The 26,834-nt window shown below is 41.0% G+C and carries 16 protein-coding genes; 3 read left to right on the forward strand and 13 right to left on the reverse strand.

The window, feature by feature from the left end; all coding sequences use genetic code 11:
- The 4 genes from AWW72_RS19030 to AWW72_RS05425 form a co-directional block, all read right to left on the reverse strand.
- On the reverse strand, window positions 1–4,882 hold a 4,882-nt coding region (locus tag AWW72_RS19030; RefSeq protein ID WP_081410362.1), incomplete at its 3' end, for an Ig-like domain-containing protein.
- A gap of 466 nt (window positions 4,883–5,348) precedes the next feature.
- Complete coding sequence (locus tag AWW72_RS05415) at window positions 5,349–6,848, reverse strand: cation:proton antiporter (RefSeq protein ID WP_062846658.1); 1,500 nt, start codon at window positions 6,846–6,848, stop codon at window positions 5,349–5,351.
- Window positions 6,849–7,131: 283 nt separating this feature from the next.
- Entirely contained in the window at window positions 7,132–8,025 is an 894-nt protein-coding gene (ypfJ, locus tag AWW72_RS05420) for a KPN_02809 family neutral zinc metallopeptidase (protein ID WP_062846659.1), read from the reverse strand.
- A gap of 37 nt (window positions 8,026–8,062) precedes the next feature.
- Window positions 8,063–8,986: a DUF808 domain-containing protein gene (locus tag AWW72_RS05425; RefSeq protein WP_004775147.1), complete on the reverse strand. Its 924-nt coding sequence runs from the start codon at window positions 8,984–8,986 to the stop codon at window positions 8,063–8,065.
- Window positions 8,987–9,151: 165 nt separating this feature from the next.
- Here AWW72_RS05425 and trpS point away from each other — a divergent pair, with 165 nt between their 5' ends.
- From trpS to AWW72_RS05440, 3 genes are all read left to right on the forward strand, one after another.
- The gene (gene trpS, locus AWW72_RS05430) at window positions 9,152–10,165 is read left to right on the forward strand and encodes a tryptophan--tRNA ligase (protein ID WP_004775149.1); all 1,014 of its coding nucleotides are present in this window, start codon (window positions 9,152–9,154) and stop codon (window positions 10,163–10,165) included.
- Window positions 10,166–10,580: 415 nt separating this feature from the next.
- The gene (locus AWW72_RS05435) at window positions 10,581–11,225 is read left to right on the forward strand and encodes a YqiJ family protein (protein WP_062846660.1); all 645 of its coding nucleotides are present in this window, start codon (window positions 10,581–10,583) and stop codon (window positions 11,223–11,225) included.
- Between the two features lie 30 nt (window positions 11,226–11,255).
- Window positions 11,256–12,968, forward strand: coding sequence for a flotillin family protein (locus AWW72_RS05440; protein WP_062846661.1), 1,713 nt, complete (start codon window positions 11,256–11,258; stop codon window positions 12,966–12,968).
- 56 nt (window positions 12,969–13,024) lie between these two features.
- On the opposite strand, the gene AWW72_RS05445 is transcribed toward AWW72_RS05440, so the two are convergent.
- From AWW72_RS05445 to AWW72_RS05485, 9 genes are all read right to left on the reverse strand, one after another.
- Window positions 13,025–14,083: a fimbrial protein gene (locus AWW72_RS05445; protein ID WP_062846662.1), complete on the reverse strand. Its 1,059-nt coding sequence runs from the start codon at window positions 14,081–14,083 to the stop codon at window positions 13,025–13,027.
- Window positions 14,084–14,085: 2 nt separating this feature from the next.
- Window positions 14,086–16,641 carry a fimbria/pilus outer membrane usher protein gene (locus AWW72_RS05450; protein WP_062846663.1) on the reverse strand — a complete coding sequence of 852 codons (2,556 nt, stop codon included), beginning with the start codon at window positions 16,639–16,641 and terminating at the stop codon, window positions 14,086–14,088.
- Window positions 16,642–17,370: a fimbrial biogenesis chaperone gene (locus AWW72_RS05455; protein WP_062846664.1), complete on the reverse strand. Its 729-nt coding sequence runs from the start codon at window positions 17,368–17,370 to the stop codon at window positions 16,642–16,644.
- Window positions 17,371–17,411: 41 nt separating this feature from the next.
- Window positions 17,412–17,957 (reverse strand): fimbrial protein, encoded by a 546-nt coding sequence (locus AWW72_RS05460; protein WP_062846665.1) that lies wholly within the window; start codon window positions 17,955–17,957, stop codon window positions 17,412–17,414.
- 527 nt (window positions 17,958–18,484) lie between these two features.
- Entirely contained in the window at window positions 18,485–19,375 is an 891-nt protein-coding gene (gene sucD, locus AWW72_RS05465; protein ID WP_003655479.1) for a succinate--CoA ligase subunit alpha, read from the reverse strand.
- Window positions 19,376–19,387: 12 nt separating this feature from the next.
- Window positions 19,388–20,554, reverse strand: coding sequence for an ADP-forming succinate--CoA ligase subunit beta (gene sucC, locus AWW72_RS05470; protein ID WP_004640348.1), 1,167 nt, complete (start codon window positions 20,552–20,554; stop codon window positions 19,388–19,390).
- 134 nt (window positions 20,555–20,688) lie between these two features.
- Window positions 20,689–22,122: a dihydrolipoyl dehydrogenase gene (lpdA, locus tag AWW72_RS05475; protein WP_004775161.1), complete on the reverse strand. Its 1,434-nt coding sequence runs from the start codon at window positions 22,120–22,122 to the stop codon at window positions 20,689–20,691.
- A 132-nt stretch (window positions 22,123–22,254) separates the two neighbouring features.
- Complete coding sequence (odhB, locus tag AWW72_RS05480) at window positions 22,255–23,445, reverse strand: 2-oxoglutarate dehydrogenase complex dihydrolipoyllysine-residue succinyltransferase (protein ID WP_004775163.1); 1,191 nt, start codon at window positions 23,443–23,445, stop codon at window positions 22,255–22,257.
- Window positions 23,445–26,285 (reverse strand): 2-oxoglutarate dehydrogenase E1 component, encoded by a 2,841-nt coding sequence (locus AWW72_RS05485; protein ID WP_004775165.1) that lies wholly within the window; start codon window positions 26,283–26,285, stop codon window positions 23,445–23,447. The genes odhB and AWW72_RS05485 overlap by 1 nt, the downstream gene beginning before the upstream one ends.
- Between the last annotated feature and the right edge of the window lie 549 nt (window positions 26,286–26,834).

Genomic DNA, 26,834 nt, shown 5'->3' on the forward strand with positions numbered 1-26,834 from the left:
CTGCAGTCACATCATCAATCGTTAAGGCGGCGCCAGTGTTATCTGGTGCTGTGATATCTACAGTATAAGTTTGTGTATCGGTGACTGTGCTACTGTTACCTGCTGCATCGGTGAAGGTTGCAGTCGCATCAATAGTCTTGTCACCATCAGCCACTAAATCACTACCTGCCACATCTGCAGTCCAGTTACCTGTCGCTGCATCAACAGTTGCGGTGTAAGTCACCCCATTAATAACGAGAGTCACCACCGTGGTTGCTGCATCTGCAGGGATACCGGTTAAGGTACCTGTCACAGTCACTGTGCCAGTTGATTCTGCGGCATTCAACACGTTGTCTGCAGTCACATCATCAATCGTTAAGGCAGCACCAGTATTATCTGGTGCTGTGGTATCTACAGTATAAGTTTGTGTATCGGTGACTGTGCTGCTGTTACCTGCTGCATCAGTGAAGGTTGCAGTCGCATCAATAGTCTTGTCACCATCAGCCACTAAATCACTACCAGCAACATCAGCAGTCCAGTTACCAGTTGCTGCATCGACAGTCGCGGTGTAAGTCACACCATTAATCAGTAAAGTGACAACAGTCGTTGCTGCATCGGCTGGGATATTCGTTAAAGTACCTGTGATGGTCACAGTGCTTTCTGATTCTGCTGCATTCAATACATTATCGGCAGTTACGTCATTAATGCTTAATACCGAACCTGTTGTATCTGGTGCATCCGTATCTACTGTATAGCTTTGATCAGCATTGATTGGTCCAACACCAGTAACTTCAACCGTTACATTGATTTTACTGTCCGTATCTGCTGTCAATTCACTACCTGGAACAGTCACACTCCAGACACCGCCTGTTTGTAAGGTAGTCGTGTAATCTGTGCCATTAACATTGACAGTGACTTTATCTCCAACAGTAAAGCTTCCAACTACTGAACCACTGATGGTTTGATCAACACCAGCTTCAGCTGCATTGACGACGTTATCCCCAGCAATCGGGTTAATCACTACAACTGGTGTGGTGATATCTACGGTGTAAGTAAGGTCTGCTGTAACATTACCAACGTTACCTGCTGCATCTGTTGCCTGAATAGTTACATTAATGGTTTTATCTGCATCAAGTGCCAGTTGACCACCGTCGACTGTAATACTCCATACACCACCAGTCTGAACTGTTGTAGTGATATCTACGCCATTGACATTGACAATAACGACATCACCAACTTTATATTCGCCTGTTACGCTACCACTAATCGTTTGATTTGTACCAGCTTCTGTTGAGTCCAGAATATTGTCACCAGCAACAGGATTAATCGTAATCGTTGTTGTACTGTTGTCAGGTGCTGTTGTATCAACCGTATAAGTATGATCTGCAGTAACTGTACCAACGCCTGTTACATTTACAGTTACATTAATGGTTTTATCTGCGTCCAATGTAAGCTCAGCGCCAGTAACCTCAATACTCCAGTTTCCGTTGTTATCTAGAGTAGTGGTGTAGTCTGTGCCATTGACATTGACAGTGACCTGATCTCCAACAGTAAAGCTACCAACCACTGAACCACTGATGGTTTGATTGACACCAGCTTCTGCTGCATTCAGAACGTTATCACCTGCAATTGGATTAATTACAACAACAGGTGTGGTGATATCGACAGTATATGTTGCATCAGCAGTTACATTACCTACATTACCTGCTGCATCTGTTGCCTGAATAGTCACATTAATGGTTTTATCAGCATCAAGAACCAACTGACCACCGGCAACTGTGATACTCCATAAACCACCCGTCTGAACAGTTGTCGTAATGTTTATGCCATTCACATTAACAGTGACTACATCACCAACACGATACTCCCCTGTGACTTTACCACTGATGACCTGATTAGCACCTGCTTCTGTTGAATCAACAACATTGTCACCCGCAATTGGGGCAATTGTAATTGTAGTCGTGCTGTTATTTGGTGGAGTTGTATCTACAGTTTCCGAGCCTGGTGCAGATGGGTTACCTGCTGGATCTGTAGCAATTGCTGTAACTGTATCACCATCTTTTAAACCGCCAGGATTAGGTACTGTCCATTCACCTGTAGTTGGATCTGTATCAACCTCAACAGTTGAACCGTTAGGGAAAGTGACTGTGACCGTTGAACCTGGTTCTGCTGTACCCTTAATTGGGTCAGTGCCGTTGATCGGATCAATCTCTGGCGCTGCCGGTGCAGTCACGTCAACAGTATAGCTTTGGGTATCGGTGACTGTGCTGCTATTACCTGCAGCATCTTTAAAGGTCACTGTTGCATCAATAGTTGTATCACTGTCAGCCTTTAAATCACTACCTGCAACATCCGCAGTCCAGTTACCTGTGGCGGCATCGACAGTCGCTGTATAAGTCACACCATTGATCACAAGTGTCACAACCGTGCTCGCAGCATCGGCTGGTACACCTGTTAATTTACCTGTAATTGTGACAGTCGAAGTCGATTCTGCAGCATTAAGAACATTATCTGCTGTGACTGGATCAACGCTAAATTCAACGTTATCCGTATTTGGAGGTGTGGTATCAATAACCACCGTTTCTGAACCTGGTGCAGATGGGTTACCCGCTGGGTCTGTGGCAATTGCTGTAACTGTATCGCCATCTTTTAAACCGCCCGGATTAGGTACTGTCCATTCACCTGTGGTTGAATCAGTAGGAACCTGAACGGTGCTACCATCAGGGAAAGTGACTGTGACCGTTGAACCTGGTTCTGCTGTACCCTTAATTGGGTCAGTGCCGTTGATCGGATCAATTTCTGGCGCTGCAGGTGCAGTCACGTCAACAGTATAACTTTGAGTATCGGTGACTGTGCTGCTGTTACCTGCCGCATCTTTAAAGGTGACTGTTGCATCAATGGTCGTATCACTGTCAGCCTTTAAATCACTTCCTGCGACATCAGCAGTCCAGTTACCTGTTGCTGCATCGACAGTCGCTGTGTAAGTCACACCATTAATGACGAGTGTCACAACCGTGCTCGCAGCATCAGCTGGTACACCTGTTAATTTACCTGTAATTGTGATAGTCGAAGTCGATTCTGCAGCATTAAGAACATTATCTGCTGTGACTGGATCAACGCTAAATTCAACGTTATCCGTATTTGGAGGTGTGGTATCAATAACCACCGTTTCTGAACCTGGTGCAGATGGGTTACCCGCTGGGTCTGTGGCAATTGCTGTAACTGTATCACCATCTTTTAAACCGCCCGGATTAGGTACTGTCCATTCACCTGTGGTTGGATCAGCAGGAACCTGAACGGTGCTACCATCAGGGAAAGTGACTGTAACAGTTGAACCTGGTTCTGCAGTACCCTTAATTGGATCGGTACCATTGATTGGATCAATTTCTGGCACCGCTGGTGCAGTCACGTCAACAGTATAACTTTGAGTATCGGTGACTGTGCTGCTATTACCCGCAGCATCTTTAAAGGTGACTGTTGCATCAATAGTCGTATCACTGTCAGCTTTTAAATCACTACCTGCAACATCAGCAGTCCATTTTCCTGTTGCTGGATCTACAGTTGCAGTATAAGTCTTACCATTAATGACGAGTGTCACAACCGTGCTCGCAGCATCGGCTGGAATACCAGTTAATGTACCTGTAACCTTAACTGTCGAAGTTGATTCTGCTGCATTGAGGACATTATCGGCAGTAACTGGATCTATATTAAATTGAACTCCATCCGTATCTGGAGGTGTTTTGTCAATAACAACTGTTTCCGTACCAGGTGCTGATGGGTTACCTGCTGGGTCTGTGGCAATAACTTTGATGGTATCGCCATCTTTTAAACCGCCTGGGTTAGGTACGGTCCATTCGCCTGTCGTTGGATCAGTCACAACATCAACGGTTGTGCCATCCGGGAAGGTTACAGTCACCGTTGAACCTGGTTCTGCTGTACCCGTGATTGGATCGGTACCATTGACCGGATCAATCTCTGGCGCTGCTGGTGCAGTCACATCCACGTTATAAGTTTGGGTATCAGTGACTGTGCTGCTGTTGCCTGCTGCATCGGTGAAGGTCGCTGTCGCATCGATAGTTTTATCACTATCAGCCAGTAAATCACTACCTGCGACATCAGCAGTCCATTTGCCTGTTGCTGGATCTACAGTTGCAGTATAAGTCTTACCATTAATAACGAGTGTCACAACCGTGCTTGCCGCATCGGCTGGAATACCAGTTAATGTACCTGTAACTTTGACGGTCGAAGTTGATTCTGCTGCATTAAGAACATTATCCGCTGTGACTGGATCTACATTAAATTTAACTGCACTCGTGTCTGGAGGTGTGGTGTCTGGATTATTATTTCCCCCATTATCACGCCCATGACCATCGCTGCCTCCGCTTGCTGCCGCAATGATACCGCCAGCGACTAAAGGAACCGCCCATAACCATGGATTCATTCCACCATCATGGTAAAGCAAAGGTTCTACAGATTGAATGGGTTGATAGACAACATCTGAAACTGGAACTTCTGGAGCAGCCTCTGGCACAACAGCTGGAGTCTCTTCTAAGTATACAGCCCCTTCAGTGTCAGCATCTGCATCCGCATCCGCGTCACTATCTGCATCCGCGTCATTTTCAGCATCTTTGAAACGTGCCCAAATGAGTTGACCATCTTCGCCCTGAAAAACAAGGCTATTATCTAAATTCGCTCCTTCATTAAAGAAGTTTTGAATAACAATCTGCTCGCCATTTTTCAGTAAAATAACGGCATTAGAACCATCTCTTTTTACTGCTGAGATGTCGTTTACTGGTATTTTCACCAAAACGACTGTGGCCTCAGATGGTAAGGACGCTGTTTTTCCCGTCGTATTTGCAAGGGTTTTATGGCTTTCCTTGGAAATAATTTGTATTTCAGACATGATTATATTCCTCAATTATATATTATTAATTTCAAATCAATTTCTAATTACGTTATTACTGAAGTTAAAATTATTTTTTCAAGTGATAGAGTTCACGACATTACTTTAAATCAAACCGAATAAATGTTAAATAGCTCACAAAACAAAGAAAATAAACTTACATTGAAATAATTTATGACACTTACACAACATTATGTTTTACAACAACAAAAAAAATAAAAATTACTTTACAAAATAAAAAAGTTACACTTTTAAACAAATAAATTTACAATGAAATAATGAGTTCCTAAAAAGTATTTTAATTAAATTAAACAAACTTTTTAAATATATTATTTAAATTAAAATAAAAACCATTCCCAATACTTTAATTAAATTAAACACACCATTTAACGATATTATTAATTTAAAAACAAAAAAGCCTTTTAAAATAAAAAGGCTTTTTTGAACAAATGAAAAAAATATACAATTAAAAGTTATCAGGATTTTCTAACCGTTTAACTTCTTCTCGTTTACTTGGATGATGCATCGTAGCCACCCCATCATCGGTTTTCTGATCCAATAGAATCTCAGGGTTATAGATGGTAATCGTTTCTCGCCCTAAAGCATCCTCACCAATAATATATTTAAAGCCACGACGGTTCATCTTGTTACACATGCGTTGATAGAGGCCTTTTAAACCTTCCTTCTCTTCATTTGGATTGTAGTAGAAAGCATTCATCACCGCAGGCAAACCGAGCCCACACACCACACCAGACAGCAATACACTAATAAAGGTATAACCAATCAGAATACTACTGTACTGGCTCAGCTCAGGAATGTTTGCAACAGCAAGGATCAAGGCAAGTGAAATACCACCACGCACCCCTCCCCAAGATAGAATCGCCAAGCTACCGTTATAGCTTTTATTACGGAACGATGGGAATAGAGCAAAAGCAGCAAAGTTGGCAGCAAAACGAGAAAGATGCAGGATAATAAAGGCAATAATCCCGCCAATAATCAGGTTAGCGCTAAGATCAAGAATAAAGAGTTCCAAACCAATTAATGTGAACAGGAAAGAGTTAATAATCCCTTCAACCGTATGCCAGAAGTGATTCACCTCACGTATTTCACGCTGTTCACGAATTTCTTGCCATTTATTACCGACAATCAGACCACCAATAACACAGGCAATTGGCGCTGACGCATGGGCAAATAGCGCAACCAGATAAGAACCACTGGCAAGCAAGGCTGTGGTTAAGATTAGCGATTCCATCTCATGTTTACCGCGTAATAAACGTAAGATTGCAAAACCGAATCCAAAACCGATAATCACCGCCACAAAGATTTCATAAAGTAAGGTTTCAACTGTTGCCAGTAAGGAAAAATGTTCACCTTGTAAAACTTTTAACAGCGTCATAAACAATGCAATACACATAGCATCATTAAATAAAGACTCACCTTCCAGCTTTACCATGAGATGGTGTGGTGCTCGAATTGAACTGAGCACCCCTTTAACCCCAATTGGATCTGTCGCCCCAAGTGCTGCGCCTAATAACAATAAAACGCCAATCGGGACTGGATAGCCAACCAACCATTGAAATAAATACAATAAACCTGCATAAAATCCTGCACATAACACCAGTGCAATGGTGGCTAAAATACCAATAGGTTTCCAGTAATTTCTTAAATCTGAAATTTTAAATTTGAGTGCGGAAGAGGTTAAAATAAAGCAGATAACACCATTAATTAAAAAATCATAAAAATCAATATTTCTTACAGCTGCTTCAATATTATGAATATTAATGGTAATAAACTGATTACCATTTAATAGACTTGCACCCCACTGTAAAATAAAGACAAAAATTGCTGAAACAATAGGAACACCAATCGCTTGAGGAAACCCAAGTATTCGCTTATTAAAAATGGTCGTGGCAATGGATAATGCAAAAATTACCGTTAATGCTTGTAAAAGAAAAAAATTACCCATACAACCTCTTTATTTATTTCAATTTTCAACACATATCATTTATTTAAACTTTAAAACTCAATGAGACATGAAGTTTAAAGTTCTTTGTTTTTGCAATTGAATAAAGAAGAAAGGTCTATGCTGCAGTTTTACTCACCGATTATTTATTTTTTATACACAAGTGATTTAGATGCAGTAATAAACCAATCATCCTCAATTCAGCATAGACATGTTATTTTACGTTAATTCTTCTTAGGCTTCGTATATCTTCCGTATAAAAATCAAGGACAAAAAACATCCACGCTTATGACTTAAACGTGTTGCATTGGTTGACATCACCTGATTTTAAACCAATCTGGAACCACTGCATGCGCTGCTCACTGGTACCATGAGTAAAACTATCGGGCACAACCTGTCCTGTTGCACGGCGCTGTAGATAGTCATCACCAATTTTTTCTGCCGCATCCATCGCTTCTTCAATATCCCCTTGCTCAAGGAATTGAGTACGCTGCTGATTTTGATGCGCCCAGATACCCGCAAAACAGTCAGCTTGTAATTCCAGACGCACAGAAAGTTGATTGCCCTGCGCTTGGCTCGCCTGAGCACGGGCTTGCTGTACCTGATCTGAAATACCTAACAGATTCTGGATATGATGTCCCACTTCATGCGCTATCACATAAGCTTGAGCAAAATCTCCTGCCTGATCCTGACGGGAAAGCTCTGTCTGGTTCTGCTCACCAGAAATGCCCATCTGCTGACGCATATCTTTAAAGAAAGAAGTATCAATATAAACCTTTTGATCTGCTGGACAATAGAAGGGTCCTATTGCAGCTTGTGCTGTACCGCAACCAGATCTGACCACGCCACTAAAGAGTACCAGACGAGGTGGCTTATAAGTCATTCCCAATTGCTGGAAAATCGGTGTCCAGCTATCTTCTGTATCTGCCAGCACCGTACCGACAAAATCACTCGCTTCTTTCTGCTCAGCCGTTAAGCTTTGCGGCGCACTACCTTGCTGAGAAGATTGTGCTGTCACAGCTTGCGTAGCCTGATATGCCTGTTGCGGATCGACGCCAAAGAATTTCCAGGCAACAAACGCCACAACCAGACCCAATATACTGATACCACCTGCTTTTGCTCCGCCACCACCACGACGGTCTTCAACATTGGTACTGACTCGACGACCTTTCCAGCGCATAACGACCTCACATAATTTTGATGATGACGATTCGGGTTTAAGTTGATGCCTTTGGCCAAACTTTCTGAATCAAGCTGACAATAAGCAATACAATTGCTCCAGCTACCAGTCCAATTCCAAGATTGATTAATGTTGGTGTCAATGCACCAATGATTGAACCTACACTTGGAATCAGCTCTAAATGATCAACTGTTTCTTCGGTAAAATGATGCAGTAATGGAATGGTATGCGAGATAATACCGCCACCGACTAAAAACATGGCAATTGTTCCAACAATTGAAAGTGTTTTCATCAAAATTGGAGCAAAACCAAGTAAACCACGTCCTATTTTATTCTTAAACTCAGAAGCCTGCTGGGTTAAATATAAACCTAAATCGTCAATTTTCACGATCATTGCAACCAGACCATACACCCCGACCGTCATGACAATTGCAATAATACTTAATACTGTCACTTTAGTCGTAAATGCTGCTGTTGCAACTGTACCTAACGAAATCACCACAATTTCAGCAGAGAGAATAAAGTCGGTACGAATCGCACCTTTTACTTTTTCCTTTTCAAATTTCGCCAGATCAACTTCGACTTCCTGTAAATCTTCACTTGCCTCTTCTGTTGTTTTGGCTTTTTTATGCTTCAAGGTATGAACGACCTTTTCGACACCTTCATAACATAGAAACAGACCACCGATCATCAGTAAGGGATTAATGAGCCACGGCGCAACCACACTGATGAGCAAGGCTAATGGCACCAGAATTAACTTATTAACAAATGACCCTTTGGCAACACTCCAGACAACAGGCAACTCACGATCTGCACGCACACCACTGACCTGTTGTGCATTCAGCGCCAAGTCATCGCCCAATACACCCGCAGTTTTTTTGGCTGCCATTTTGCTCATTACAGCAACGTCATCCAGAATCGTCGCGATATCATCCAGTAATAATAATAAACCACTCGCCATTTTTATTTCCTAATTTGTATTTATGTCGCTATTGTAGATTCCCTCAGTATATTCACAATATTATTTTTCAGAAAAAGTTAAAATTATCGCTGACGAAAAAAATTTATTTCTCGTACAATAATATCAATCTTATATCTATGAAATAACTGAATCTTGGAACATATCATGAGTAATATTGATCAACGTCCAATCATTTTGACAGGCGACCGTCCAACTGGACAACTTCATCTTGGACACTTTGTCGGTTCATTACGATCTCGTGTAGGTCTACAAGACAGTCATCATCAACACCTATTATTGGCTGATGCTCAGGCAATGACAGACAATGCCGATAATCCAGATAAAGTCCGCAACAACATTCTTCAAGTTGCACTAGATTATCTGGCAGTCGGCATTGACCCAACCAAAACCACAATTTGTGTGCAATCTTGCTTACCTGCACTGAATGAATTGACCATGCTTTACCTCAACTACGTGACTGTTGCACGTTTAGAGCGTAACCCAACCATCAAATCTGAGATCCAGATGCGTGGTTTTGAGCGTGATATTCCAGCGGGCTTCCTGTGCTACCCGATTGCGCAAGCGGCAGACATCACTGCATTTAAAGCAACTGTTGTGCCTGTGGGCGAAGATCAAATTCCAATGATCGAGCAAACTAACGAAGTGGTTCGTCGTGTCAATCGTCAAATCGGCCATGACCTGTTACCAGAATGTAAAGCACTCTTATCTAACATGGCGCGTTTACCAGGTTTTGACGGTAAAGCAAAAATGTCTAAATCATTAGGCAATACCATTGTGCTGAATGCTTCTGACAAAGACATCAAGAAAGCCGTCAATGCAATGTATACCGACCCGAATCACTTGCGTATTGAAGATCCTGGTCAGGTTGAAGGCAATATCGTATTTACCTATTTAGATGCTTTTGATCCAAATAAAGAAGAAGTGGAAGAATTAAAAGCGCATTATCGTCGTGGTGGTTTAGGTGACGGTACAGTGAAAAAACGTCTGGAAGGTGTATTGAAAGAGCTGATCACGCCAATCCGTGAACGTCGTGCCGAGTTAGAAAAAGATCCTGATTACATTATGGATGTACTCAAACAAGGCACTGAAAAATGTCGTATCATCACTCAACAGACCTTAGATGAAGTGAAAGATGGCTTAGGATTATTTAAATTCTAATTTATGTTATTTTTCACATAAAAAGCCCGATCACGGGCTTTTTTAATATAAGCATTTGATTTAAGTTTAATTTTAGAACTTCCCCATAAAATATAAAACTAACACTTTTTGTCACTTATTAACATGTATTAACAGTTATTAACATGAATACCTATGAACTTAGTCGGGATTTTAAATATTATTGCGTTGTAGATTAGCAAACACTAATCTCATGACATTTCTCCTTTCAACCGAAACTGTTTTAAACAGATTCGTTGTTCAACGCAATGACAACCCCAATCATTGCGTTTTTTTTCGTCTGTAAGAATGTGAACGATTTAGGTTGAAATTCAATCGCGTTAGATTTATTCTTATAACTGTTTTATTTTTATAAAAAATTTATTAATTATCTCTAAAAGAAATAAGAGAAACACTGATGATCTGGGATCTATTAACACACCCTTCTAATCTTATTTTTAGCACTGCCTTAATGCTATGTTTATTTATCGGTGTACTGGAATTCATCTTGCTGTTATTCGGTGGTAGTTCAAGTTTTCTGGAACAGTTTCTCCCTGATAGCCTGACCGATATTGACCATGCCGATGTTTCACTTGAACAGTCGGAAAATCTGTTCACCCAGCTTTTAGAATGGCTCTATCTGGGCAAAGTCCCTTTACTAATCTGGTTAATTATTTTCTTAACTCTTTATGCATTAACAGGCTTGATTATTCAGGACCTTTTTTTCCAGTTTACAGAACAATATGTATCGGCATGGATCATTGCACCTGCCAGCCTGTTTTTGGCCATGCCACTGGTACGTTATAGTGCAGCGCTGATTGCCAAGATTATTCCTAAAGATGAAACCACAGCAATTCAGCATGATGATCTGATTGGTCGTACCGCTCACATTATCTTAGGGGAAGCTAAGCCAAACTCCCCTGCACAAGCCAAAGTAAAAGACCAATTTGGTCAGACCCATTACGTCTTGGTTGAACCCGAATTTGATACGGTTTTCCATCAAGGTCAAGACGTTATTTTAACGCAAAGAACCAAAATTGGATTCCAAGCGATTGTTTCTTAGTTTTTATATTTATTACATGAGGGTGTTTAAATGTTGAGTTCAGCATTGACTGAAATTCTAATTATTACAGGTGTTATTTTTGCGGCACTGGTTTTCATCGGTATTGTTATCGCTCGTCTATATACGCGCTCAAGCAAAGAAGTCTCTTTCGTACGTACCGGTTTTGGTGGTGAAAAAGTCATTTTAAATGGGGGTGCAATCGTGCTGCCTGTTTTACATGAAATTATCCCAGTCAACATGAATACATTGCGTCTGGAAGTGAAACGTGCCGCGGATCAGGCACTGATTACCCGCGATCGTATGCGTGTCGATGTGATGGCAGAATTCTATGTGCGTGTTAAACCGATTGCAGAATCCATTGCAACGGCGGCACAAACCTTAGGTCGTAAAACTATGTCTCCACCAGAGTTAAAAGATCTGGTGGAAGGTAAATTTGTCGATTCACTTCGTGCCGTTGCCGCTGAAATGGCGATGGAAGAACTACACGAAAAGCGTGTCGATTTCGTACAGAAAGTTCAGCAAGTGGTCTCGGAAGATTTATCCAAGAATGGTTTAGAGCTTGAAACCGTTTCTTTAACGGGTCTCGATCAAACCAGCTTTAAATTTTTTAACCCGCAAAATGCGTTCGATGCAGAAGGTTTAACCAAACTGACTGAAACGATTGAAGATCGTCGTAAAAAGCGTAACGACATTGAACAAGATGCTGACTTGGCGATCCGTGCAAAAAATCTTGAAGCTGAACGTGCTCGTTTAGAAATTTCGCGTGAAGAAGAATATGCAAAGTTACAGCAAGAGCGTGAAATCTCGATTCGTAAAGCTGAACAAACCGCAGAAATCGCCTCTCAAGAAGCAGGTAAAAAACGTGAGGCTGAAGAAGCCCAAATTGCTGCTGAGCGTGAAGTGGAAATTAAACGGATTGCTTCGGCACGTGATGTAGAGAATGAAAATATCCAAAAAGCTCAGCTCATTCAAAAAGCACAGGTTGAACAGAAGAAAACTATTGAGCTGGCTGAGCAAGACCGCGCCATTGCCATTGCTGAAAAATCGCGTGCTGAATCAGAAGCCAAAGCGCAAGCTGACAAGGCCCGTGCCGAAGCGGTAAAAGCAGAGGAAGAAGTTGTGACCGTGCGTGAAACCCAACGCGCTGAACGTCAAAAAGCGGTTGAACTGGTTGCAGCAAAACAGGCTGCTGAGAAAGAAGCGATTGCGATTACCGTTGCTGCGGATGCAGGTAAAAAAGCCGCTGCCGATGAAGCAGAAGCGGTACGCATTGCGGCAGAAGCTGACGCTGAGAAAATACGCTTAAAGGCCAAAGGTGAAGCAGATGCGAAAGTGCTGCTGGCTCAAGCCCTAGAGAAACAATATCAAGTCGATGCAGAAGGTGCACGTGCAGTTAATGAGGCAGCCAACACCCTTTCTGCTGAGCAAGTAGAAATGCAGATTCGCTTGGCGTTATTGAAGCATTTACCAGAGATTATCCGTGAAAGCGTGAAACCGATGGAAAATATTGATGACATCAAGATCTTGCAAGTTAATGGTTTAAATGGCTTTGCTGGTGGTTCTGCAACTTCAGGTGAAGCCGTTGAAAACGGTTCAACCTCATTGTCTGATCAAGTGGTGAATAGCGCCTTACGCTACCGTTCACAAGCACCTTTAATTGATAGCCTAATGAATGAACTCGGTCTGCAAGGTGGCGACATCAATGGCTTGACTCAAAGTCTAAATAAACCAAAAGCAGAATAACTCCGATATAAATAAAAAAAAGAGTCTTCATTGTAAGGCTCTTTTTTATTGCACTTTTATTTGTAGTTCACCATGACGGTCGCCTGCGCATTGACACTCCCCGCGACGGCGGCAACATTATCTTTCTTATAATATTTTGCATAGAAATTTTTAGTTAAAGCTGGATTTGATCCTGTGCCCAACCGACCAAATGAATATTCTGTGCCATAGTTAATCGCTGAATTATTAGATACATCATACACTCGAATGCCGACATTACTGGTTGCAGCATTGCTATTGCTCAATACATTAGTGCTATTCGCGACATTGGCATTATCACTCATCGTAAAGTACAACAAGGTATTGGCTAAGCCATTACTACAAGTCGCCGTGATTGAAAAAGGGGTTTTCCCTCCAGCTTCTGTACCTGCTGTTGCTAAAGCGCTGGTTGCAATCGTGGGTAAAGTCACAATCGGATTGTTTAAGCTACAAGTCTTGGTATTTTCTGGATTCAGTGTTAGTTGCACAAAGCCCGATTGACTATCGATATAACGGTTCGATCCTTCGGTCATATCCACAGTGACCTTGCCTAAATCAAGCTGCACTGCTGGCGTACTTTCGGTCAATCCTGAAGTAAAATAAAACTTCAAATTAACAATATTGACGCCTTGGGTCGCAGACTCCCCTGTCGCATTGTTATACAAGCTCACCGTCTTGGCTAAAGCAACAACGGGCTTTCCAGACTTGGTATCCTGTATTTGAAAAGTCACATACGCATATTGATTAAAATAAGGACTACTGCTGTTGACGATTTTGTAATAAGTCGAACCGGCATAAGTGATCGTTTGATCAAAGTTGACGTTACTTCCCACTGTAGTGAAAGATGTAGTTTTTCGGTCAGGGAAATTATCCGTGATTTTGTTTGAACAATTTACCAAAGAATAAGCCGCAATCGATGTGGCAAAGTTGGTGACAAGTGTCCAGTTTGAAGTTGAGTTTGTAATACTGCTGGTATTTGTTGCCAAAGGCTGAGTTGGATTCGAAGTACACACGCCATTATCCGTAGCATAAGCATGTTGTCCCAGAGCCATGCCTAAAACAGTAAATAAGAGCGTAAATCCATATTTTTTTAGCATGATTATTTACACTCCACATCGATCATCTGTATACGATTCGGTTGCTTACTTTTCGGAAGCAGTTTTTCTGGCGTATCAATACGGCAACTATAAGATTCACTCATTCCCCATTGCACATATAGATCTTGTTTTAATAATTGTGCTTTTTCTATAAATAGCTGATTTGACTGACCAAACATGCCTGCGACTTGTCCTGCCTGATTCACCGCTTGTACACCAATCGGGATCTGCTGATTTACACCCTTAACCTGTACATTTAATAAAATATTTGAGCTTTGCTCGACGTCAAATTTGATTAAGGTTGAGCTATAACGACGTGGAATCACTTCTGCCTGATTCGCAGTTAAATTCACATCCAGAGGCAAATGCTTGGTATCTAAGCGGATGGTATTGGCTTCATAAGGAGAAACATTGGCATAAATCGCATTGCCCCAATAATCGATTTTACTTCCCCATGCATTAACAACATCAGCGCCATGCGCACCCTTTGCATGAACAATGGTAAAAGTGTCCGATAAATTATTGGTTGCAGTAATTCCATAAGGATGAGCGACAATGGCTCCTTTCGCACTGAAACCATATTGGGTCTGATCATCACTCCAGCCCGTCACAGCACCCAGTTGTATTTGAGGTAAGCTATAATTCATATTGGCTGAAACAGCAGAATTATTTTTTCCATTGTTCCAGTTCTGAGTCGTGGTTAACCCATAATTGAATTGATTATTTTCCCCTAATGTTCCCGTGAGACCTACATTCGCTGTGGTTGGATGACCGACGTTATCTGCATATTGAATATTCGAATATAAATTTGCCTGCTTTTTACGCCACTCTAAAGGTAAAGAGAAGCTCAGATATACCTTATTTTCTTTTCCAAAATCATTTAACTGATTATTATTTTGACTATAACCGATAGAATAGCTCAATCTATTCCAGCGATTACTATAGTTAATACTATACTGCACATAGTCTTTATCTGTATTCCAGTATTTATTTTGAGTTGCATTTAAATAAACAGAGCCAAAACCCTCTTTAAAGTTTTGATAAAGCGAAATATTAAATTGCTGTTTTAATAAATAGGTGAGGAAAAGACTATCGATTTCAGCTTGATTCAAATCATTAAAATTTCGTAAAGACATAGTATTACTTAATGTCATATATTCACGATCTTGATATTGTGCTGAAACGTTCAAAAAAGTATTAAGCGGACTATAGCTATATTGATAAGCAGCTTTATACCGCCAACCCGCATAGTCATTTTTTGCTAAGGTCGCATTTGATTTTTCCGCATCAAACCTTAGTCCACCTAGCCTTGTATTTTGTCCAAAACCGAATAAATAACTCTGAAAAACATGACTGAGATTGCTGCCAAGATATAAGCTGGAATAGTTGCTCAAGCCATATTCCGCACTGAGCTGACCAATATAATCATCTGATGTTTTATTGTTGATTTTGTATTGCCCAGAAGCAATGTTGTAATTTAATTGCCCCATTCGAACAAGGTTCATATTGCCTTGCATCGGTACAATAAAGCTATGTTTTTCCCCACCATTTTCAGTGACCTGAACAGTTAAATCACCATTGTTATTGACCGCTGTGAGATCATTAAACTCAAACTCACCTGCAGGTACGGTACGTTCGTAAATTTTTCGGCCATTCTGAAACACAGAAACCAAAGCATTGGTGTTGGCCAAACCACGAATCAAAGGTGCATAGCTACGTTGCGACATCGGAAGCATACTAATATCGGAAGCAAGCTGTAAGCCTCGTATTTGCGCCGAATCAATCGCATAAGTCTGGGTATTAAAGTCCCCCATTTCCAGCCGCGCTTTCAGAGCAGGAATATCTGTAGACAATACATTCAGATAAGATTGATAACCGCCGAGTTGCGTTCCATCTGAGTCAAAACTTCCAGCATGACGAAAGTTAAAACGACTGAAATTGAATCCACCGGTTAAATTCAGATAATTGCTGCTAACTTGTTCTTGCTGGTTCAATTTACTGGTGTAACGATTAAAATCATAACCGATATAAGCAGCAGTAACCCCCTGCTCAAATCGTTCAGGTGCAATATAACCTTCTGGCCGTTGATTAATAATTGCTAAAGGTAAAGAAATATCCAGACTTAATGCCGACATATCCAGATCATAGTAGGCATCTGGATTGAGCTCTTTAATTGTGAGACATGGTTTTTTAGGTAGTTTTTCCAAGACTTCTGGACGTAAATCCAGTCGTTTCAACAATTGCTCATCAATACATAGCACCGCCGTCAGCTCGGCATTCAAATGATCGAATTTAAGCGTAAGCTGACCCAATGAGCGATGATTATTAATACTGGTATTGAGTGAGTACACACCCGCAGCAACGCCATTGGTCTGGCGGAATGAAGTTAGATCAATGTCCTGATTGCGTCCGCCAAACAATGCACGTGCATCAAAGGTATAAATTCGATTATTTGATCCATCTCTCGCTTGCAATTTCTGATTTATATTTTCATTTTCTGCTGCGTAAGTACCCTGCATGCATAAAATAATAATGCTATATCTTAATGCATATTTCATTTATTCTTCGCCATTTATGACGGCTTGATAAGCCTGATTTCCACCATAATCATTAATCAGTAAATAGCTAATTTTTTGAGGCTTAAATTGAATTGCCGGTTTAAAACTCTCCTTAGAATAAGGTGCAACCATTAAAGGATCAGCATAAACAAAATTCTCTTTTTCCGGATTCAAACTGACATTATAAAAATTTACATAATAAGGAGATGGGTTATTCACCGTTACGCTTTTATTAGTTTCATTATATTTAAAGGTAACACTGGAAAATGCTTTTTCCTGTGTTACCTTTAAATTGACAGGACGATAAAATAGTTTAATACGTGAACGAATCGACACCTGTAATTTATTTTTTTCTGCTGTCTCTACCTGTTCAGATGCAGGCATATCCAAAATATTAAACCAATATAAGCTTTCTCTATCCTGAGGCAAAGCTGAGGTATCTTTCGCAATTAGGCGAAGCATTTGACCTTTGTTTGAAGCAATCTGGGCCAAAGGAGGCGTTAAGATAAACGGAATCTTATCCGCCTCTGGGATCTGATGCGGGTCACCATTGTCTAACCATGCCTGAATTAATGCAGGACGATCGTCAGGATTATTCAATTGAACAGTGACCGTATTCTGGTTGGAAGGAAAAATAATACGCGTCCCTGTAATCGTCACTCCTGCAAATGTTGCAGTAGAGATTGAACTGAGCATTGCAATGCGAAAGGCAATCGATGAGATACGCATATTTTTATATTTCCCCTGAACCAACCAAAATAAAACTACAATTATTTATAAATAATGCTGTAGCTTACTGATGACGTTACTGCACCAGCAGTTGTCGTACCTGTTGCGAAATAACGAGCAAAGTAATTGAAGTCATTGCTATTTGTACCAGCAGCAACACCTACACTGCTCGACTGAGCTGGTGCTGGTGCATTTACATCAATAACAGTCTGGTTATTCGTCAACAACTGGATATCAACCAATGTTGCGCCGCTTGTAGCCGTATTAATTAAGCGACCTGCTGCATTAACTTTAGCAACTTCTGATTCGAAGTAAGGCGTTGCATTTAAGCTGCTTGCTGTACAACCCGTACCCGTTAAGTTGATTTTAAATGCAGTAGTACCCGCCGTTGCATTCGCAGCGCCCAAAGCAGCCGTATTCACAGTTGGTAAAGTTACAGATGCGGATGCATTGCCACTTCCAGCAACGTTAGCACTACAAGTTCCAGCAACAAGCTGACCAGTAAAAGTGATCACGCCAGTTGCAGCAAAAGTCGTAGATGTTGCACATACAGCCAGGAGAGCAAGCCCTAAACTTAATTTTTTCATTTGAGAGTATCCATAAAAATTTGATTGATTTTTCATTACTTAGCTTCACCCCAAATTGTTTAAAATCTTTGTAAAAAAGCTATGCAATTCAGAAACAATAATATACACAAAAACAACATTTTCAATAAAAATTTGCAAACCAAGTCACACTTTCACAGGTTAATACACAATAATACGAGTTTTGTATTTTTCATGATTTAAAACATAAACTTAAAAATACCAGAGATTAAAATCACTCTTTTTTATGCTTTTCCTTTTTGGTCAGAAGGTGAATATTTTTGTCACTTTGGTACAAGTTATTGAAATTTAAACAACTCATCTGAATTTTGAAAATGTATAAAAAATAGACAAACACACAATGATTTATTCTTCTTTTTTGACTTGTGCGCTTAATTTTAATTTTTACTTATGAATGGTTTCTTTCGTCAAAATCTACTTATATTTATAGATCTCATCCAAATTTTTCGGACAATAAAAAAACCCCAATGTCTCCATTGGGGCTTTTTAAAGATTAAAAATCTAACGTATTACGCTAAACCTTTCTCTTTTAAAACTTGCAACATCGTTGAACCAAGCTCAGCTGGGCTACGAGTGTAAGCCATTCCCGCACGTTCAAATGCAGCGAATTTCTCTTCAGCAGTACCTTGACCACCAGAAATGATCGCACCAGCGTGACCCATACGCTTACCTTTAGGCGCAGTTACACCAGCGATGTAACCGACTACAGGTTTAGTCACGTTAGATTTGATGAATTCAGCAGCTTCTTCTTCCGCTGTACCACCGATCTCACCGATCATGATGATAGCATCAGTATCTGGATCGTCTTGGAACAATTGAAGCGCTTCGATCTGGTTCATACCTGGGATTGGGTCACCGCCAATACCGATACAAGTAGACTGACCTAAACCAAGCTTAGTTGTTTGAGCAACAGCTTCATAAGTCAATGTACCTGAACGTGAGATGATACCAATACGACCTGGTTGGTGAATGTGTCCAGGCATAATACCGATCTTACATTCGCCTGGAGTGATCACGCCTGGGCAGTTAGGACCAACTAAACGAGTACCGTTACCGTTAGTTTCCAAGTAGCGTTTTGCTTTAAGCATGTCGATTGTTGGAACACCTTCAGTGATCACCACGATTAGGCCAACACCTGAATCAACCGCTTCAACGATTGAGTCTAAAACGAATGGAGCTGGTACATAGATTACAGATGCATCAGCATTTGTTTCACGTACAGCTTCTTTCATTGTGTTGAATACTGGTAGGTCAAGGTGAGTTGTACCACCTTTACCTGGAGTAACACCACCAACAACTTTTGTACCGTAGTCTAAAGCTTGTGCAGAGTGGAAAGTACCGTTTTTACCAGTAAAACCTTGTACCAATACTTTAGTGTCTTTATTAATTAATACGCTCATGATTGATACTCCTTACGCTTTAACTGCAGCTACAACTTTTTCTGCGGCATCAGATAAACCGTTCGCAGAAATTAATTTCAAACCAGATTCATCAAGTAATTTAGCACCTAACTCAGCGTTGTTACCTTCTAAACGAACAACAACTGGAACAGTTACGTTTACTTCTTGAACCGCTGCAATAATTGCTTCAGCAATCATGTCACAACGTACGATACCACCGAAGATGTTGATTAAAACACCTTGTACAGAAGTATCAGCAAGGATGATTTTGAACGCTTCGATTACGCGCTCTTTAGTTGCACCGCCACCAACGTCAAGGAAGTTTGCAGGCTGACCACCATAAAGTTTAATGATGTCCATAGTTGCCATTGCAAGACCAGCACCGTTAACCATACAACCGATGTTACCTTCTAAAGCAACATAGTTAAGATCAAATTCAGATGCTTTTAATTCACGCTCATTCTCTTGAGATTTGTCACGTAAAGCAGCAACTTTAGGTAAACGGTAAAGCGCGTTAGAGTCGATACCTACTTTCGCATCAACACATAAAATATCGCCATTTTCACGAACTGAAAGTGGGTTAATTTCAAATAATGCAAAGTCATTTTCTACAAATGCTTGGTAAGCAGCGCCCATAATTTTTACAAATTGGCTAACTTGCTTGTCTTTCAAACCTAAAGCAAACGCAACTTCACGTGCTTGGAATGGTTGTAAGCCAACTAATGGATCAACTTCAACTTTGATAATTTTTTCTGGAGTTTCTTCCGCAACTTTCTCGATTTCTACACCACCTTCGGTAGAAGCCATGAAAGTAATACGACGGCTAGAACGGTCTACAACCGCGCCTAAGTAAAGCTCACGCTCAACTGGGTAAACGTCTTCAGCAACGATGATGCTGTTAACTGGTTGACCATTTGCATCAGTTTGATACGTTACAAGACGAGTACCAATGATGTTGTTAGCAAATTCGATGACATCTTCTTTAGATTTTGCAACTTTAACGCCGCCAGCCTTACCACGACCACCAGCATGAACTTGCGCTTTCATTACAGCGAATTTACCACCAAGCTGTTCAAATGCAGCAACTGCTTCGTCTGCATTTGTTGCCAAGATACCTTCTTGTACTGGCATGCCATATTCTTTCAATAATGCTTTAGCTTGATACTCATGTAAGTTCATTTAGTTACCTACTATGTTGTTTGTGTGATACAGCTAGATCTTCTTAAAATCAGGCTGCTACATATTGAATAAATGATTGCCCGAACCAGACAATCATCATCATTCAAAAAAGTGTGGCGAACCACACTTTATATTTATTTACGCTTGCGTTGAATCGCGTGGATTGCACGACCATCTACAGCAAGTGCAGCTTCATGAACAACTTCAGAGAATGTTGGATGACCAAATGTCATTAACTGAAGATCTTCAACAGAAGATACAAATTCAAGAGCGATCATACCTTGGTGTACGATATCAGATGCAGCAGGCCCAATGACATGCATACCTAATAAACGGTCAGTTTTTGCATCAGCAACAAACTTAACAAAACCAGCACCTTCACCCGCCGCTAAAGCACGACCATTTACAGCAAAACCGAATTGACCAGTTTTAACTTCATGACCTTTTTCTTTAGCTTGTTCTTCAGTTAAACCAACCCATGCCGCTTCCGGATGTGTATAGATAACAGAAATGATTGTGTCGTAGTTCACTTGAGCTGCATGACCGTGGATACGTTCAACAGCCATTACACCTTCTTCCATTGCTTTATGAGCAAGCATTGGACCACGAACTAAGTCACCAATCGCATATACACCTTCTACAGAAGTTGCACAGTGATCATTTACTTCAACTAGACCACGTTCAGTTAATTTAATGCCTGAATCATCAGCCAATAAACCTTCTGCATAAGCTTTACGGCCTACACAAACGATTAACTTATCAAAAGTCTGAGTTTTTTCTTCGCCACCTTGAGTGTATTTAACAGTCACTTCACGACCATTAACTTCTGTACCAGCAACTTTAGCGCCAATACGAATATCAAGACCTTGCTTAGTTAAAAGTTTTTGGTAGTCTTTTGCCAAAGCTTTATCAGCCATTGGTAAAAATGCATCCATTGCTTCAAATACAACAACTTCAGCACCAAGACGACGCCAAACAGAACCAAGTTCTAAACCGATTACACCAGCACCAATAACACCTAAACGTTTAGGTACTTCTGGGAAGTTTAATGCGCCAGTTGAATCAACAATAATATCTTGATCTACAGGAGCTACTGGAATATTTACAGGTACAGAACCAGACGCAAGAATTACGTATTTAGGTTCTAAAACTTGAGTCTCACCTTCATGTGAAACAAACTCAACTTTTTTACCAGCAAGTAATTTACCAGTACCTTTTAACCACTCAATACCATTGCCTTTAAGCAATTGATCGATACCACCAGTTAATTGGTCAACAATTTTGTCTTTACGAGCAAGAAGCTTAGCAAGATCAAAATTCACTTCACCAGTCGTAATACCGTGATCAGCTAAATGATGCACTGTATCTTCATAACGATGTGAAGAGTCAAGTAATGCTTTAGAAGGGATACAACCTACGTTTAAGCATGTACCACCTAAAGATGGCTTACCGTTGTGAATACGTTTTTCGATACAAGCGACTTTGAAACCAAGTTGAGCTGCACGAATCGCCGCTTCATAACCACCAGGTCCACCGCCAATAACAACAAGATCAAACTGTTGAGACATCTTTATCTCCAATGAATCTCCCCTATCTTCTTTTATCAGAGAAGAAATTTTCACAAACCTTGAAACTGATCAGACTTGTGAAAGTCCCTCTTGTAATTCAAGAGGGACTTAGGGGGATTTTTAAATAAAAAATTATAGGTCAAGAATGAGTTTAGCTGGCTCTTCTAACAATTCTTTGATTGTTACCAAGAAACCTACAGCTTCTTTACCATCGATTAAACGGTGGTCATAAGAAAGCGCTAAGTACATCATTGGCAAGATTTCAACTTGACCATTCACCGCCATAGGACGCTCTTGGATTTTGTGCATACCCAAGATTGCAGTTTGTGGCTGGTTTAAAATAGGAGTTGAAAGCAATGAACCGAAAGTACCGCCGTTCGTGATTGTGAACGTACCGCCAGTCATGTCTTCGATGCCTAACTTACCGTCACGTGCTTTGAAAGCATAATCACGGATACCGTTTTCAACTTCAGCATAGTTCATACGGTCAGTATCACGAAGCACAGGAACAACCAGACCACGGTCAGAAGAAACTGCTACACCGATGTCATAGAAACCGTGATAAACGATATCGTCGCCATCAATAGATGCGTTTACAGCTGGGTAGCGTTTTAACGCTTCAGTTGCTGCTTTAACGAAGAAAGACATAAAGCCTAAACGAGCACCATGACGTTTTTCAAACGCATCTTTATATTGCTTACGCATTTCCATGATTGGCTTCATGTTAACTTCGTTGAATGTTGTTAACATTGCAGTTTGTTGTGTAGCCGCCAATAAACGCTCAGCAACACGCTTACGTAAACGTGTCATTGGAACACGTTTCTCAATACGCTCGCCTACAGCAACGCTTAATGGTTGAACTGATGTACCTGGCTTATGGTTCACAACATCTTCTTTAGTGATGCGACCACCACGGCCTGTACCTTGAACGTCAGCAGCATTGATACCAGTTTCAGACAATGCTTTACGTACTGCAGGTGCTTGGTTTTGATCAACAGGTTGAGTTGACGCAGCAGCCGCAGGTGCAGACGCAGCAGGCGCCGCTTCTGCTGGTGCAGCAGCTTCAGGAGCAGCCGCAGAAACAGCACCAGCTTCGAATTGAGCAATCACTTCGTCAGAAAGAACTGTGTCGCCTTCATCTTTGATGATTGCAACTAAGCTACCATCAGCTGGAGCAACCACTTCTAAAACAACTTTATCGGTTTCAATGTCACAGATCACTTCATCACGTGATACAGGTTCACCTACTTTCTTGTGCCAAGTTGCGATCGTACCGTCAGCAACTGACTCTGGAAATACCGGTGCTTTAATTTCGGTTGCCATTATTTAGAATCTCCTGATTGTTCAACTTCAATAGCAAGTGCGTCATTGATGAGCTGAGCTTGTTGTTTTGCATGCAAGTATGGCGAGCCACAAGCAGGTGCGGCAGATGCTTCACGACCAGCATAGCTAATACGGATTTGTTTACCAGATTTAAGAACGTCTTCATACAAACGAGGAACGATGAATAACCAAGCGCCTTGGTTCTTCGGCTCTTCTTGTGCCCAAACAAGTTCTTGAATGTTTGGATAAGCAGCCATAACTTCAGCTAGGCGTTGCTCTGGGTATGGATACAATTGTTCGATACGAACGATCGCAACATGGTTTAAACCAAGCTCACGACGTTTTTCGAGTAAATCGTAATAAACCTTACCACCACAAAGCACTAAGCGAGTTACGTCAGCCTTGTTGATTTGATCAATTTCATCGATCACAGTTTGGAATGAACCGTTTGCCAATTCATCAAGTGTTGAAGTCGCAAGTTTATGACGTAATAACGATTTTGGTGACATTACGATCATTGGCTTACGAATCGGACGAACTGCCTGACGACGTAACGCATGGAAAATTTGCGCTGGTGTCGTTGGTGTCATCACTTGCATGTTGTCTTCAGCACATAGCTGTAAGAAACGTTCTAAACGTGCAGACGAATGCTCTGGACCTTGACCTTCATAACCGTGTGGTAACAACATTGTTAGACCACAAACACGCTCCCACTTGGTTTCACCCGAAGCGATGAACTGGTCAATTACAACTTGTGCACAGTTTGCGAAGTCACCGAATTGAGCTTCCCAAACGATCAAGCTTTTCGGTAAAGTGGTTGAGTAGCCATATTCAAATGCAAGAACAGCTTCTTCAGACAATAAAGAATCATAAATCGCAGTACGCGGTTGATTTTCTTTAATGTGGCAAAGTGGAATATAAACAGAACCATCAGTTTGGTTATGTAATTTCGCATGACGGTGTGAGAATGTACCACGACCAACGTCTTCACCTGTGATACGCACAAGGAAGCCATCATCAAGCAAAGTTGCATAAGCTAAGGTTTCAGCAGCACCCCAGTTAAGTGGCATTTCACCTGTTTGCATTTTCGCACGGTCATCAATTACTTTTTGAACTTGACGCTGTAATACAAAACCTTCTGGTAATGTATTCATCTTCTGACCAAGCTCTTTCAAACGATCGATGCTGAATGAAGTATCCCAAATGTCTGTATATTCATGGCCCAAATATGGCGTCCAATCAACAAACATTTTTTTGTTCGGTTCACGAACAAGCGCATTGGCAACGTGGTTACCTGCTTCTAGATCAGAACGATAGCCTTCAACCATTGCATCGGCACTTGCACGATCAAGAATTTTTTCTTGAACCAGTTGATCAGCATATAAAGTACGTGTTGTCGCTTTCTTGCTGATGACTTGATACATCAATGGTTGTGTTGCAGACGGCTCATCCGCTTCGTTATGACCACGACGACGGTAGCAGAACAAGTCTAGGATAACGTCTTTACGGAATTCATGACGGAAATCATGTGCGATTTGAGTCGCAAAAATAACAGCTTCAGGATCATCACCATTTACATGGAAAATTGGTGACTGAATCATTTTAGCTACGTCAGTACAGTATTCTGTAGAACGCGTGTCACGTGGGTCAGAAGTCGTGAAACCAACTTGGTTGTTAATCACGATATGAACAGTACCACCTACCGTGTAACCACGAGTTTGTGACATCTGGAAGGTTTCTTGGTTCACACCTTGACCTGCAAATGCAGCATCACCATGAACGATTACAGGAAGAACGTCATCACCGCCAATGTCTTTACGACGTACTTGACGCGCACGAACCGAACCTTCAACTACTGGACCAACGATTTCTAAGTGCGATGGGTTAAACGCCAATGCCAAGTGAACTTCGCCACCTGGAGTCATTACGTTTGAAGAGAAGCCTTGGTGATACTTAACGTCACCAGAACCTTTTTTATGCAGGCTTTTGCCTTCGAATTCACCAAAAAGGTCAGCTGGGTTTTTGCCCATGATGTTGACAAGAAGGTTGAGACGACCACGGTGTGGCATACCAATCACAACTTCTTTACAACCTACGCTACCCGCACGTTGAATGATTTCGTTCATCATAGGAATAAAAGACTCACCGCCTTCTACACCAAAACGTTTAGCACCAACGAATTTATTACCAAGATACTTTTCCAAGCCTTCAGCAGCGGTCAAACGCTCAAGGAAGCCTTTTTTCTGATCATTGGTATAATTGAATTTGCCGCGAACACCTTCTAAACGCTGTTGAATCCAACGCTTTTCTTTAGTGTCAACGATATGCATGTATTCTGCACCAATTGAACCGCAGTAAGTTGCTTCCATGGCTTCAACCATTTCAGACAATGTTGCTTCTGCTTTTCCAATTGCGAGGTTGCCTGTATTAAATACAGTATCGAGATCTGATTTAGTTAAACCGTGAGCAGATAAATCGAGGTCAGGAACTTCTTCGCGTTTCGCAAGACCTAATGGATCGAGTTTAGCTTTTTGATGACCACGGTTACGGTAAGCAGCGATTAATTGTAATACACCAATTTGACGACGCTCATGTTCTGTACTTACAGTGCTTTGAACAACAGGTTGAACTCGGCTTGCATTACGACCCAGAAGGAGGAATTGCTCGCGCACACTACCGTGTGGTTGATCACCTTTAGGGTATTTATCGAAATATTCACGCCAATCCTCTGACACTGAGGTTGGAGAAGTTAGGTACTGTTCGTATAGCTCTTCAATATACGCTGCACTATCAGCGGAAAGTTCAGTGTCAAGACGCAATGCGTCAGCAACTTCTTGCATTTTTGGACCCATTTCCTATTGCAAAAAATAATACAGGCTGCCTTTTAAGCACACCCATGATTCATAGTGCCAAATTGGTAACACGACACTACTACCCAAGGTAATCCAACCTTGAGACATTATTACTACACATCAGGAGTATTTCCCTTTGATGTAACAAATGAGCCATGCACCTTCAATTCAAGACACATAACTCATTTTTCATACTCGATGAAATCGAGCAATTTTTTGCAAATCATTTTAGAAAAATTAACTAAATTTTTAACTTTTCTAAATTGACTTTTTCAATGAAATCTGTACAAATCTTGAAGGCTTTCTTTAACGATAAGCTCAAGAATCTGCTTATTTTTTGATTCCAGTTGTGGCAGAAATCCTAACATGTTCTCAAGCTTGGATTGATTTTTTTGACACATACCATCTATAAAGCAGCGAAATACACATATCAAATTATATTCTAATATACCGCCCTTTTGATAAAAGTTGCACTCCAATCGATCAAAAATAAACATTCTCTACAAATATTGCACAAAGCGCGCTCAGTTTGATTAA

Source organism: Acinetobacter sp. NRRL B-65365 (genome assembly GCF_001605865.1).
In the GTDB taxonomy this organism is placed as follows: domain Bacteria; phylum Pseudomonadota; class Gammaproteobacteria; order Pseudomonadales; family Moraxellaceae; genus Acinetobacter; species Acinetobacter vivianii.